This window comes from Pseudaminobacter salicylatoxidans (assembly GCF_003148475.1).
In the GTDB taxonomy this organism is placed as follows: Bacteria; Pseudomonadota; Alphaproteobacteria; order Rhizobiales; family Rhizobiaceae; genus Pseudaminobacter; species Pseudaminobacter salicylatoxidans.
In genome coordinates this window covers 320,274-332,568 of sequence record NZ_QGGG01000002.1, presented here as the reverse complement: position 1 = coordinate 332,568, position 12,295 = coordinate 320,274, and the positions used below count along the sequence as shown (strand labels likewise).

General features: G+C 62.0%; 13 protein-coding genes. 9 read left to right on the top strand and 4 right to left on the bottom strand.

From position 1 onward, the window contains the following. Window positions 1–9: 9 nt before the first annotated feature. Window positions 10–906, top strand: a complete 897-nt coding sequence (locus C7441_RS04240; RefSeq protein WP_109611823.1) for an alpha/beta hydrolase — start codon at window positions 10–12, stop codon at window positions 904–906. Between the two features lie 16 nt (window positions 907–922). Here C7441_RS04240 and C7441_RS04235 read toward each other — a convergent pair whose 3' ends face one another. Further along, on the bottom strand, window positions 923–1,972 hold the full coding sequence (locus tag C7441_RS04235; protein WP_109611822.1) for a DUF1176 domain-containing protein: 1,050 nt from the start codon (window positions 1,970–1,972) through the stop codon (window positions 923–925). A 192-nt stretch (window positions 1,973–2,164) separates the two neighbouring features. Between C7441_RS04235 and C7441_RS04230 the strand changes: the two genes are divergently transcribed. The 4 genes from C7441_RS04230 to C7441_RS04215 all read left to right on the top strand — a co-directional run bounded on the left by C7441_RS04230 (window position 2,165) and on the right by C7441_RS04215 (window position 5,516). Beyond that, window positions 2,165–2,653, top strand: a complete 489-nt coding sequence (locus C7441_RS04230) for a hypothetical protein (RefSeq protein WP_109611821.1) — start codon at window positions 2,165–2,167, stop codon at window positions 2,651–2,653. Window positions 2,654–2,740: 87 nt separating this feature from the next. After that, complete coding sequence (locus tag C7441_RS04225) at window positions 2,741–3,793, top strand: aldo/keto reductase (RefSeq protein ID WP_109611925.1); 1,053 nt, start codon at window positions 2,741–2,743, stop codon at window positions 3,791–3,793. Between the two features lie 84 nt (window positions 3,794–3,877). After that, window positions 3,878–4,420, top strand: a complete 543-nt coding sequence (gene fae, locus C7441_RS04220; protein WP_109611820.1) for a formaldehyde-activating enzyme — start codon at window positions 3,878–3,880, stop codon at window positions 4,418–4,420. A 193-nt stretch (window positions 4,421–4,613) separates the two neighbouring features. Beyond that, window positions 4,614–5,516: a DMT family transporter gene (locus C7441_RS04215; protein WP_109611819.1), complete on the top strand. Its 903-nt coding sequence runs from the start codon at window positions 4,614–4,616 to the stop codon at window positions 5,514–5,516. A 43-nt stretch (window positions 5,517–5,559) separates the two neighbouring features. Here the strand turns inward: C7441_RS04215 and hmuQ are convergent, their stop codons facing one another. The 3 genes from hmuQ to C7441_RS04200 form a co-directional block, all read right to left on the bottom strand. Continuing rightward, complete coding sequence (gene hmuQ / locus C7441_RS04210; protein WP_019173329.1) at window positions 5,560–5,874, bottom strand: heme-degrading protein HmuQ; 315 nt, start codon at window positions 5,872–5,874, stop codon at window positions 5,560–5,562. A 188-nt stretch (window positions 5,875–6,062) separates the two neighbouring features. Further along, window positions 6,063–6,509 carry a hypothetical protein gene (locus C7441_RS04205; RefSeq protein ID WP_019173330.1) on the bottom strand — a complete coding sequence of 149 codons (447 nt, stop codon included), beginning with the start codon at window positions 6,507–6,509 and terminating at the stop codon, window positions 6,063–6,065. Window positions 6,510–6,512: 3 nt separating this feature from the next. Next, window positions 6,513–8,750 carry a TonB-dependent hemoglobin/transferrin/lactoferrin family receptor gene (locus C7441_RS04200; RefSeq protein WP_342353264.1) on the bottom strand — a complete coding sequence of 746 codons (2,238 nt, stop codon included), beginning with the start codon at window positions 8,748–8,750 and terminating at the stop codon, window positions 6,513–6,515. Window positions 8,751–8,980: 230 nt separating this feature from the next. Between C7441_RS04200 and hemP the strand changes: the two genes are divergently transcribed. From hemP to C7441_RS04180, 4 genes are read left to right on the top strand one after another with little or no spacing between them, the layout of a single operon-like run. After that, window positions 8,981–9,190 carry a hemin uptake protein HemP gene (gene hemP, locus C7441_RS04195; protein WP_109611817.1) on the top strand — a complete coding sequence of 70 codons (210 nt, stop codon included), beginning with the start codon at window positions 8,981–8,983 and terminating at the stop codon, window positions 9,188–9,190. Between the two features lie 26 nt (window positions 9,191–9,216). Beyond that, complete coding sequence (locus C7441_RS04190) at window positions 9,217–10,269, top strand: hemin-degrading factor (RefSeq protein ID WP_109611816.1); 1,053 nt, start codon at window positions 9,217–9,219, stop codon at window positions 10,267–10,269. Window positions 10,270–10,279: 10 nt separating this feature from the next. After that, entirely contained in the window at window positions 10,280–11,182 is a 903-nt protein-coding gene (locus tag C7441_RS04185) for a heme/hemin ABC transporter substrate-binding protein (protein WP_109611815.1), read from the top strand. Between the two features lie 7 nt (window positions 11,183–11,189). Further along, window positions 11,190–12,293, top strand: coding sequence for a FecCD family ABC transporter permease (locus tag C7441_RS04180; RefSeq protein ID WP_109611814.1), 1,104 nt, complete (start codon window positions 11,190–11,192; stop codon window positions 12,291–12,293). The last annotated feature ends 2 nt before the right edge of the window (window positions 12,294–12,295 follow it).

Here is a 12,295-nt window from a genome sequence, read left to right as displayed (position 1 = left end):
TCAGGACGCATGACATTTCCGGTTCGGTGGCGCAGCGCCGTTGCGGCGGGAGTTCTGGCGCTGATATTGCCTTCGCTGGCTTTGGCTGATCGGCTGACACTCGCTCCTTTCAAGGATGATCTTTTCGCTTATCCGGGGGTGCTCTCAACCGGCGATGGCGGTGCTTACACGGTTGTCGATTATCGCGAGATGCGCGACATCAATGCACGCGATGAAGTCCCCGAGCGGCGCGTGCGCGGCAAATATGTCTCGACCGGCGTGCGCGGCGTGCAGAAGGACCTTGTGCTGAAGACCGACGCTGGCGATGTCCGCCACTTCGCGGTCGGTGCGCAGCAGGGTGCAAAACTGATCGTCATCTACCTGCACGGGCAGGGAGGCAGCCGAAGACAGGGCGTGGACGATTTCACCTTCGGTGGAAATTTCAACCGGGTGAAGAACCTGATGGCCGAAAATGGCGGTCTCTATCTCTCGCCCGACTTTCCCGATTTCGGCGACAAGGGAGCCGCGCAGATCGCGGCGCTGATTGCGCATTATGCCGAACGGTCGCCGGGCGCTGCGGTCTTCGTCGCCTGCGGCTCGATGGGCGGGGCGCTGTGCTGGAAGCTTGCCGCCGACAAGACGGTCGCGCCAAAGCTTTCCGGCCTGCTGCTGCTCGGCTCGCTATGGGACGAGAGCTTTTTCAACAGCGCGGCTTTCAAGCGCAAGGTGCCTGTGTTTTTCGGGCAAGGCAGCCGCGACACGGTGTTTCCGGTGGACAGGCAGGAAGCCTTTTTTCGTGCGATCTCAGCCAGATCGCCGGGCTATCCGACGCGCTTCGTGCGCTTCGAGAGCGGCACGCACGGCACGCCGATCCGCATGACGGACTGGCGCGGCGTGTTGAACTGGATGCTGTCGCTCAGGCACTGACCTTCCGCCTCGAGGATCACGGAGCGGTGTTGTAGTCGAGCACCGTCTCGGGATTGACCACACCGTCGTAAGATGCGTCCACATCATATTGCACAAGGCTGAAATCGCCGTTGCGGAACAGCCAGATGCCGTTGGACGAGGCATCCCCTTTGGCCCGCCATTTGCCGTTCGAGGTGATGGTATGGGCGTCGGGATCGTAGGACGAGTTGATCAGCGCGTTCTCGTCGCGGAAGCCGATGACATTGACGGCTTCGACCTTGCCCTCGGGATTGTTGCCCTCATAATGGATGTCGAGCTCGGGCGTTGCGAAATGCAATTCGCGCAAGCCGCGTGCATCGTCGGCCAGATAATAGGCGTGGATTTGGTTGTAGGCGCCGGCGGTGCAGAAGAAGCGGATGAGGCGTGCCGTGCGCTCGGGCCCGTCCGCGCCGCTCTGGCTGTCGTGATAAGTGATCGTGTAGTCTTCAGGTTTGATGGCATCATCCGGCTGATCAGCGGCCAGGGAGCTGCATTGGGCGGCATGGGTTGCCCTGAAGGCCGCCTTGGCCTGTTCCATCGCCGCATCGCGAGGCGGCGGGGGAGGTCCGTCGCCACAGCTTGCGGGCAGGGCCTGGTCGAGCGGCTTGTCGCTCGGCTTCAAGTCGCCTTTTTCGATATGCATGCCGACAAAGGGCGGTTCGGCCTGAATTTCCGGGTTTGCAAGGCGCACGGTGTAGCAACCGGCAAAAACCTTCTGGCTGCCGTCTTTCTGACGCGCGAGGATGGCCACAGGGACGCTGTAGTAAACGCTTCCGGCAGCCCCTTCCGAGCCCGGTTCGCCAATATTGGCACGGACTTCCTCTGTATCCTTGAAGCCGTCCATGAACTGCTTGAAATCTTCGGTCGGCTTGCTCTCACCGAAATAGCTCCAGGCGCGCGCGTATTCGTGCCGGTTGATCGCGCTGTAGAAGGAACGTATCAGCGCGCCCGCATCCGAGCGATCGTCCACATAGGGCGGTTCGGCGGCGGCCTGTGCCGCGCCGCAGGCGAGGGTCGAGGCGGTAACTGCAAGCAGAAGTCGTTTCATCGAGCGATTCTCCGTGTGCACAATATCTCCGGTGGATTGCGGCGCTGTCGTGACGGTCGACGTGTTGCGCGGAGGGCATAACAGAACCAAACTCAGCTAAATTTCTTGTCTTGTCGCCAAGCGATTTTTAACGAGCGCCGGCCTAGTGTCGGCCTGAAAGCCGATCGGGAACTGACGGCGCAGGAGACTGTCTTGGGGACCAACGCCGATCCGGATTTCGCTTCCTTGCTCGACGATCTTTTCGTCGCGAAGAAGACGCATGAAGAAACCTCGCCAAAACCTTCTGTTCCCTTTGACTACCTGTCCGTTGCCGACGAACTCTATTCCGGTCGCATCAAGGTTGCGAGCGATGTCGCGGCAGCCGAATATCGCGAGGCCAGCGAGACTTTCGAAGCCGGGTTTGCCGCGTTGCTCGCCAGTCTCGACGCCTTGGCTTCCGAGCGAGCGGAAACGGCGGAGGAACTGCTGCCGATCGACCCCGAAGCCATCGCGCGCGAACTCGATCTGGCCACCGCCAGGGCCAGCGCCGATTTCAGCAAGCTGCGGCGCAACTTCGCTTTCCACAACCATCCCGACCGCGTTGCGCCGCATCTGCGTCAGCGCGCCATGGTGCGTATGCAGGTGGCCAACATGCTGATCGACGACGCCAAGCGGCGCGCGGCTAAGGCCGCCAAGCGCTGATCTTTATCTGGAGCATCGGGAAATCATCGGTTATGCATGGCCGCATCCTTTGCGCGCATTCGCGCACGCCAGCTTCCGGAGATTGTCATGCAGAAGCGCCGCCTCGGCCGCACTGATCTATTCGTTTCCCAAATCTGCCTCGGCACGATGACATGGGGCCAGCAGAACACGGAAGCCGAAGGCCATGCCCAGATGGACTACGCTTTCGAACGCGGCGTCAATTTTCTCGATACGGCGGAGTTGTACCCGATCCCGCCCAAGGCGGAGACGCAGGGGCGCACCGAAACCTATATCGGCAATTGGATGAAGGCCCGGGGAAATCGCGACCGCGTGATTCTGGCGTCCAAGGTGGTTGGCCGCACCGCCAATGAATGGTTCCGGGGCGGACGCCCGTCCAAGCTGGTGCGCGCCGACATTCTCGACGCCATCGACAAGTCGCTGGCGCGGTTGCAGACCGACTGTATCGACCTCTACCAGATCCATTTTCCCGACCGTCCGATCGAGTGGGGTGCGAATCCGAGCCGTGTCGGCAACGCGCGTGCGGAGCGCGTGGCGGACGAGACGCCGATCGCCGAGACGCTCGGCGTTTTCGATGAACTGGTGAAGGCCGGCAAGATCAGGCATCTGGGCCTGTCCAACGAAAGCTCCTGGGGTGTGATGCGCTTCATTGCCGAAGCCGAGCGCGGCGTTGGCCCGCGCGTGGCTTCCATCCAGAACGCCTACAACCTCGTCAACCGCACCTTCGAGGTCAACCTGACCGAGGTCTGCGATCGCGAGGAGGTTTCGCTGCTTGCCTATTCGCCGCTTGCGCAAGGCTATCTGACTGGAAAATACGACCATGGCGCACGGCCCGAGGGCGCGCGCAGCACATTGTTCAATCGCGGCCAGCGCTATGAAAAGCCTTATGCGGCCGAGGCCTTGCTTGCCTATAACGAACTCGCGCGCAGCTTCGGCATGGAGCCGGCGCTGTTTGCCAATGCCTTCGTTTCGCACCGCTGGTTCGTGACGTCCAACATCATCGGCGCCACTTCGTTGCCGCAGCTCGAAATGGCGCTCGATTCGACCGAGGTGACATGGACGGAAGAAATGCAGACGGCGGTCGACGACATCCACCAGCGCGTGGGCAATCCCTGTCCGTAACCGGCATGGTGGGTCGTTTTGGCAACTGGACCAGCGGTGCAAAGCGGCTAAGGTCGCCGCGGGTTTCAGGAGAGGATTTTCAATATGACTGATATCTGGTTCCGCACCGGTGAAGCGACTGTCCTGGCAGTCGACGGGCAGGCCACCGATGCCATGCCGGAAGTGCTGATCGGCTCGGTTCGCGGCCCGGTAGGGCAGGCGTTCGCCTCCATGATGGGGCAGACCAAGGGCCATACGCGCATGTTCGTGGTGCGTGATCTCAATCAGGCCGTGCGTCCGGCGACGATGATGACCACCAAGGTCACAATCAAGAACATGGCCTATGCCGAGTTGTTCGGCGGCGTCGTGCAGGCCGCGATCGGCGACGCCATCGTCGATTGCCTCGCTGAAGGCGTTCTGCCCAAGGACCAGGCCGACGAGTTGTGCATGATCATCATGGTCTGGCTCGATCCGCGCTGCGCCGAGGACGAGAACCTCGACAAGAAGGACCTCTACCGCACCAACTACGAGGCGACCAAGCTGGCGATTGCGCGCGCCATGACCGGGCAGCCGACGGTGGACGAACTGATCGCCAACCGCAAGACGGTCAAGCACTACGCGCTTGAAGACGTAATCGATTACGAATAAAGCACGGCTGCGTGCGCAAGCACGCATCGGGAGAGAAAAATCATAGGGAGGCGCCGCGCGAGCGGCGTCTTCTTGTTTTTGGAAAACAGGCGCTGGCCCCTCGGTTTGGCTTTCGTGGCTGTGCGCATCTTCGCGCTGCCGGCATATGAAGCCTCAGCCGGGCGAGCGGCTCTGATTTTTGTCGGAAGTACCAATGACCACTATCGTCACCTCACCCAGCACGACTGCCGCGTCGCAGCGCTTTGCCTTGGTCGCGCTGGTGGCGGGCGCCATCATGATCGGCTGCTCGCCCATCTTCGTGCGTCTCTCCGAGGTGGGGTTGCTGACGACCGCTTTCTGGCGCGTGGCGCTGGCCATGGTGCCGCTGCTGATCTGGTCGGGCGCGACTTCCGGCCGCGAAGAGGCGCGCGAACGCCCCATCACCATGAGGGATCGCCTGGAACTGGCGGTGCCCGGCTTCATGCTGGCAGGCGACCTCGTGGCCTGGCATATATCGCTGCATATGACTTCGGTGGCCAATGCCACGCTGCTCGCCAATATGGCGCCGATTTTCGTGACCCTGGGCGGCTGGCTCCTGTTTCGCACGCGCATCAGCACCGTGTTCCTTGTCGGGTTGGCGCTGTCGCTTGCCGGCGTGATGATCCTGAAAGGCGGGTTCGGCGCGCTGGGCGGAGGCGATACGCGCGGCGATGGCCTCGCCATCATCGCGGCCATGTTCTACGCCGGGTACATGCTGTCGCTGTCGCGGCTGCGCAGCCGCTTCTCCACCCTTACCACCATGCTGTGGACGACGGCTTCGGCCGGTGTCTTCATCCTGCCGCTGGCGCTGTTCTTCGAGACCGGGTTCTTTCCGCAAACGCTGTTTGCCTGGGCGATCCTGCTCGGGCTCGCCTGGATGACCCACGCAAGCGGGCAGGGGCTTATCATCTATGCGCTGGCCTGGCTGCCGCCCGCCTTTTCGTCGCTGACGCTGCTGATCCAGCCGGTGATCGCGGCAATCCTGGCCTGGGTGGTGCTGGGCGAGCAGATCGGCGCGATGCAGGCGGTCGGCGGTATCATCGTGTTGATCGGAATATTGGTGGCGCGCAGGGGTTAACCCCGCGCGCATCGTATCGTTTCGTCGGAGACGCCGGCGGGGTTCAGGCGCCCTCGACGACCGAAAAGCCCTCGAACTGCGGATGACCGGCATAGAGCGGCTTGTTGGAGCCGGCGTTCTTGTGCGCGTTGCGGAAATTCTCCGACTTCGTCCAGGCGACGAAATCCTCCTGGCTTGCCCAGACGGTGTGCGAGGCAAACAGCGTGTAGCCTTCCTCCTCGTTGACCGGACCGCGCAGAAGGTGGAACTGCCGGAAGCCTTTCATTTCGGCGAGGCTGGAATCGCGGTTCTTCCAGACGTCCTCGAAAGCTTCCTCAGAGCCCTTCTGCACCTTGAAGCGGTTCATCGCGATAAACATTGGTCGATCTCCTTTCTTTCGGATGGGGTCGGGCCTCGATGGCCAGTGTCCACAGCTTGTGCCGGCATTCAAGCCGGACCTGAGACAAAGGCCGGGCAGGGGATGCCCGGCCTTGACGCAGAACGGTGTGAGCGGGCGCCGTACCGCGCCTTTTCGTGGAACTCTCCTCCCAATCCCGTCGGCACGGGCTATAGCCCGAATTTGATGTCGGTGCGGGTTTGGGGTTTCAGAGAGCGCAGGCAGGCATCGGGTGCGATGCCTGCGCCCGTGCAATGCGTGGCGGTGTTGATCAGCACGCGGCTGATCTTCGTACAGTCGGTTTTCGGCAGGTCGAACCGGCTCACTTTCGTCTTGCCGGCCGGCAACTCCTTGAAATCGAGCACAGTGAGGCGGTCGACCGCGCCGGCATCGTCGAAAAGGGCAATCTCGAAGGCTGCGCGGGAAAGCTCGCCGCCGAGCGTGTTGTTGACCACAAAGGTCAGCCGGCAGCCCTTGTCCGATGGCTCGGCGCCGTTGAGTTCGAGGGTGAGGGCAGGCGCGGCAGGGGACTCCTGCGCATGCGCCAGCCCTGCGGTAACAAGCGACAACACCACAGCGGAGGTCATGACGCGGATGAACGTTGTCGCCTGAAACATGGGTTACCCTCCGAAGCGCATCGTGGCCGCGAGCTTGAATGAAACGCCGGGCTCGTAGATCGGCGTGGTCGTCGTGGCGTTGAGCGGGTTGGCGTATTTCACGTCGAAGATGTTGTCGACGCGGAAGTTCACGTTGAAGTTCTCGCTCGCCTTGTAGGTGGCGAAGGCGTTGACGAGGGTGAAATCCCTGGCGGTCTTGTTGCCCTTGGGCGCGCCGTTGTACTGAACCTCGCCGCCAATCAGCAGCCTTTCTTCCAGGAATTTGAAGCCCACCTGACCCGTGACCTGCGACGACGGGATCGTGGTGAGGTCTTCGCGGACACCGGCATAGGATACGGTGTGGCCGTCGATGATGGAAGCCGACAGGCCAAGGAAGCCCCAGGCCGCATCGTAGACGCCCTCGAATTCGAAGCCCTTGATCCTGGCATTGGCAAAGTTCTGATATTGCGAGCAGATCGGCGCATAGCTGACGGCGGGATTCATCAGGAGATCCCAGCGTACCGGGCAAAGACCGGTCGTATCGGTAAATGCCGAAATCGTGGTCTGGCCGATATAATCGTCGATATCGTTGTTGAAATAGGCCGCCTTGACACGCAGCGCGTCGTCGGGACGGATCATGCCGTCGACGCGATAGTTCACGCCGAACTCCCAGGTCTTGCCGGTTTCCGGCCTGAGGTTGGGATTGGGCAGGAATGGGAATGTCGCCCCGCTGGGGTGCATGCCGTTCATCAGCGTTTCGGTGATCGAAGGCGAGCGGTAGCCCTCGGCATAGGTACCGTAGAATTGCAGTCCTTCCAGCGCCGCAGTCTGGAATGGCGATACGCCGATGGTGATACGCGGCGACAGGCGATCGCCGGAGTTGCTGGCAGCCTCACTTTCGAGTTTGTAGCTGTCATATCGCAGGCCGGCGACAACCTCGAGCCATTCCCAGCTGATCTTGTCCTGCACATAGGCACCGCTGACGCGACGCTTGCCCGAAGGCGTGTAGGTATCCATGCTGCCGCTGGGATCGCGGGTCACCATGTCGTCGCTGACCCAGTCGCCACCGTAGGTGAGTTCGTGGCCCAATGCGCCGGTGTCGAAGCGCGAGGTGTTCCAGATGTCGAAACTGGTGGTGCCCAGATCGTAGGTGGTCTGCGATCCGGCCGGGATCACTGTCGGATAGCCGGTCTGCGGATCAAACTGACCGCCCACCAACGTCCTGATATAGGTCCGGTCCAGATTGGTCTTGTTGTGAGCGGCATTGATGTGAAGATCGAGCCAGCTCAGGTTCTCGTCGGTGACGTTGTAGCGTGCGGTGAACGTGTTCTGCTTCAGATCGAGGTCCGAGACGGGGGAGCCGCCACTCACCTCGTTCCAGCTGTCGCTGGCGCCGACCCAACCGAGCTTCAGCTCGCTGTTTTCGGTAGGGCGCACACTGGCCTTGAGCATGCCGCTCAGAATGTCGAACGAACTGCCGGCGACCCTGTCGCCGTCGCCGTCCTTGTACTCTCCGTAATCGCGATAGACGATGTTGCCGAGCACGCCGGCATTCTCGCCGATGCGATATGCGCCGGTGGCGCTGGTGGTCCAGCCTCTGCCATTGGTTTCATACTGTCCGGTTACCGAGCCGGCCCAGGTTTCGCCTGGTCGCAGGAAATCTTCCGCGTCCTTCGTGTCGAAGAAGACGACGCCGCCGATCGCACCGGAACCATAGGTATTGGCGACCGGGCCGCGGATGACGTCTGCCGACTGGATGAGTTCCGGATCGATCCAGAATGTCGAACCCGTACCGTGGCCCGACCGGCTGAAATCCTGTCGCGCGCCATCCACGATCACCTGCACGCGGCCGAAATCCTGCAGGCCGCGGATATTGACGCTTGAGGCCGCACGCCGGGCATCGGATTGCATGGTAATTCCCGGAACGCCGAAGAATACGCCGTTGGCCGTGGTCGCCATGCGCCGTTCCAACTGCTCCTGATCGACATGGCTGACCGATGCCATTGTGTCGATCGCGGATTCGCTGGTGCGACTGACCACCGTGATCTTGTCGAGAACGGTGATGGTGTCGTCCTTCTTCTGCTCGGCCTGCTCGGTGTTTTCCTGATTGGTCGCAGCTTCCTGCGCCGCTGCCGTCGCCATGCCGAGGGCCAGCGTTGCCGCGCCCGTCATCAGGACTGACGAATATCTCGCGCGTCGCCTGAATTTCTCCGCTCCGTCATTGCCCGACGAAGCCCCCGCCTTCCGAGCCATCTGCCCCATACCCGTAATTCTCCAGTGTCATTGTTGCTGCGGGCTGGCCCGAAGAGGGCATGGCTGGCGAAAATTCGTTTGCGCGGAGCGTTTTAAATCTTGACTCGATTACTCCGGTATTGCACTGACTAGTAAACATGATTGATCGAGTCAAGATTGATTTCGCAACTGCTGAAACGAGGCACGCGATTGCGAAGTCGGACAATGCAAGGCACCGGCAAACAAGGGGTCAAACGACCATGAACAGCCACAATCACGACGCTTTCCATCACCGCAGCAATAGGAACGCCGTCGAGGCGGCCACGCAACCTGAGCACACGCTTCTGTCATTGCGGACCGTTTCCAGCGCAGCCCTGTTCGGAAGCGAGCATGAGATCGGCATCGATCATCGCGGGTCGCTCTATCGCCTGAAAATCACCCGTCAGGGCAAGCTCATTCTCAACAAGTAAAATTCCGTAGCAGGGGGTCAATTCCAATGGATGCTCGCGTAAAGCCCGCGCCGCACGAAATACGTCTGGCGAGAGCCGACAATCCCAAGATGCGCGAGCGCGATCTTGCCGCCCAACTCGGCGTCTCCGAAGCCGAACTGGTGGCCGCCTATATCGGCGACAGCGTCGTACGTCTCGATCCGCGCGTGAACGATTTGCTGAACGGGTTGGAAGCCGTCGGCGAGGTGATGGCGCTGACCCGCAATGAAAGCGCGGTTCATGAAAAGATCGGCGTCTATGACAAGGTCGTCACCGGCGAACATGCCGCGATGGCGCTGGGCGAGAATATCGACCTGCGCATCTTCCCGAAACTCTGGGCGCATGGCTTTGCCGTGGAAAAGCGCGACGGCGACGAAATCCGCCGCAGCCTGCAGTTCTTCGACAAGGCGGGCAATGCCGTGCACAAGGTGCATCTGCGCGCTGGATCGAACCTCTATGCCTACCAGAATCTGGTGGAGCGTCTGACCGCCGCCGACCAGAGCCAGTCGATCGATATCGATGACAGCAATGTTGCCAGAAAGCCGGCTCTCGAGGGCGGCGCAAGCGCGGAGGATTTGCGCGACCGCTGGAGCAAGCTCACCGATACGCATCAGTTCTTCGGCATGCTGCGCACGCTGAAGCTCGACCGGCTGCAGGCGCTGCATATGGTCGGGCAGGATTATGCGTGGCAGATCGACAATGACGCACTGACCGCAATGCTCCACCATGCAGTGGAGGGGCAGACGCCGATCATGTGCTTCGTGGGCAACCACGGCTGTATCCAGATCCACTCCGGCCCGATCCAGAACGTCAAGCCGATGGGGCCGTGGATCAACATATTCGACGAGACTTTCCACCTGCATCTGCGGACGGACCATGTGCGTGAACTGTGGGTGGTGCGCAAGCCGACCAAGGACGGCCATGTCACCTCGCTGGAAGCCTATGATGCGACGGGCGAGCTGATCATCCAGTTCTTCGGCAAGCGCAAGGAAGGCCAGGACGAGCGCGAGGAATGGCGTTTCATCGCCGAAAACCTGCCGCGCATCCCAGCAGCTGCATGAGGTGAATTCGATGTCCATATTCAGCCCCGCAACGGGAGCGCGCGCCGCCATTCTTGGCGTCGTCGCGCTTCTTGGCTCGTTCGCGGCCGGGCAAGCCGAGGAAGGCGTTGCCGTGTTACCGGACGCATCGCGCGTGGTGGCTATCGGCGGCTCGGTGACCGAGATCGTCTATGCGCTCGGCGAGGAAAGCAAGCTCGTTGCCCGCGATTCCACCGGCACCTATCCGGAAGCGGCGCTGAAACTGCCGGACGTCGGCTATATGCGCGCCCTGTCGCCGGAAGGTGTGCTTTCGGTGAATCCGAGCGGCATTCTGGCGTTGGCCGGCGCCGGCCCGAAGGAAGCGGTGGACGTACTGAAGAAGGCAAGCATCACTTTCATCGAAGTGCCGGAAAGCTTCGACCATGAGGGCATCCTGAAGAAGATCGAGGTGGTCGGCCACGCCCTCGGCGCGGACGAGAAGGCAGACGCGTTGGCAAGGTCGGTGGATGCCGATCTCAAGGCGGCCGAAGCGTTGACGGCCAATGTGGCGGAGCGCAAGCGCGTTCTGTTCATCCTCAGCATGGAGGGCGGCAAGATCCTCGCGGCGGGTGAGAACACCGGCGCCAATGGCATCATCAGGCTTGCCGGCGGGGTGAACGCCATGGAGGGCGTCAACGGTTACAAACAGCTTTCCGACGAGGCGGCCCTGACCGCAAAGCCCGATATTATCCTGATGATGGATCGCGGCGGCGAGGATCATCTGGCAAACGCCGATGAAGTATTCTCCAATCCGGCCCTGGCCTCGACGCCGGCAGCCGCAACGAAGAACCTGGTCCGCATGGACGGGAGCTATCTGCTCGGCTTCGGTCCGCGCACGGCAGCCGCCATCCGCGATCTTGCCGCCGCCCTTTATGGCGACCAGATCAAAGGCTGATCGAACAATGGTCGATGGTGTTGCCGGCAGGCTCGGCACGGTGGACAAACGCGCGTCCATGGGCGACCGCTCCGGGCGCGCGAAGCTTGCAATCGCCCTGCTGACGGCGTTGCTCGTTCTGACGATGCTTTTCAGCCTGGCTTCGGGGGCGTCCGATGCGTCGGCTTTCGCGGTCGTGCGTGACTGGCTGTTCCCATCCTTGTCCGATGGCTCGGCGCTTTCGGCACGGGATCGCATCATCGTCTATGACATACGTCTGCCGCGCGTTGTGCTCGGCGTGCTGATCGGCGCGGCGCTCGCCGTATCGGGCGCGGTCATGCAGGGCCTGTTCCGCAATCCGCTGGCCGACCCCGGCCTGGTCGGCGTGTCTGCCGGGGCAGGGCTCGGCGCTATCGTGGTGATCGTTCTGGGCGGCACCTTTCTGGGACCGGTGCTTGCGCTGTTCGGCATCTACACCTTGCCGCTGGCTGCTTTTTTCGGTGGGCTGGCGACCACGCTCATCCTTTATCGCGTCGCGACGCGGCGAGGCCAGACCTCCATCGCCACCATGCTTCTGGCCGGTATCGCACTCGGCGCCATGGCGGGTGCCTTTTCGGGCATCATGGTCTATCTGGCCGATGACCGGCAATTGCGCGACCTGACATTCTGGGGCCTCGGCTCCCTTGCCGGCGCCACCTGGACCAAGATCGCATCGGCCGGCCCGATCATCGTGCTCGCGCTGATCGTGTCGCCGTTTCTCGCGCGCGGACTGAATGCGCTGGCGCTGGGGGAGGCGGCGGCGCATCATCTCGGCATTTCCGTCCAACGCTTCAAGAATGTCGCCATCGTCTCGGTGGCGGCGGCGACCGGGGCGTCTGTCGCGGTCAGCGGCGGCATAGGCTTCGTCGGCATCGTGGTGCCGCATCTCCTGCGCCTGTTGATCGGTCCGGACAATCGTTACCTGCTGCCGGCATCGGCGCTGCTGGGCGCGTCCATGCTGCTTCTGGCCGATGCTGTCAGCCGCACCATCGTTGCGCCGGCGGAACTGCCGATCGGCATCATCACCGCCGCTGTCGGCGGACCGTTCTTCCTGTGGATACTGCTGCGCAAGCGCGGCATCCTCGACCTGTGAGG

Coding starts and splice junctions, on each gene's coding strand:
- C7441_RS04240 (WP_109611823.1), top strand. CDS start 10: ATGACATTTCCGGTTCGGTGGCGCAGCGCCGTTGCGGCGGGAGTTCTG.
- C7441_RS04235 (WP_109611822.1), bottom strand. CDS start 1,972: ATGAAACGACTTCTGCTTGCAGTTACCGCCTCGACCCTCGCCTGCGGC.
- C7441_RS04225 (WP_109611925.1), top strand. CDS start 2,741: ATGCAGAAGCGCCGCCTCGGCCGCACTGATCTATTCGTTTCCCAAATC.
- fae (WP_109611820.1), top strand. CDS start 3,878: ATGACTGATATCTGGTTCCGCACCGGTGAAGCGACTGTCCTGGCAGTC.
- C7441_RS04215 (WP_109611819.1), top strand. CDS start 4,614: ATGACCACTATCGTCACCTCACCCAGCACGACTGCCGCGTCGCAGCGC.
- hmuQ (WP_019173329.1), bottom strand. CDS start 5,874: ATGTTTATCGCGATGAACCGCTTCAAGGTGCAGAAGGGCTCTGAGGAA.
- C7441_RS04205 (WP_019173330.1), bottom strand. CDS start 6,509: ATGTTTCAGGCGACAACGTTCATCCGCGTCATGACCTCCGCTGTGGTG.
- C7441_RS04200 (WP_342353264.1), bottom strand. CDS start 8,750: ATGGGGCAGATGGCTCGGAAGGCGGGGGCTTCGTCGGGCAATGACGGA.
- hemP (WP_109611817.1), top strand. CDS start 8,981: ATGAACAGCCACAATCACGACGCTTTCCATCACCGCAGCAATAGGAAC.
- C7441_RS04190 (WP_109611816.1), top strand. CDS start 9,217: ATGGATGCTCGCGTAAAGCCCGCGCCGCACGAAATACGTCTGGCGAGA.
- C7441_RS04185 (WP_109611815.1), top strand. CDS start 10,280: ATGTCCATATTCAGCCCCGCAACGGGAGCGCGCGCCGCCATTCTTGGC.
- C7441_RS04180 (WP_109611814.1), top strand. CDS start 11,190: ATGGTCGATGGTGTTGCCGGCAGGCTCGGCACGGTGGACAAACGCGCG.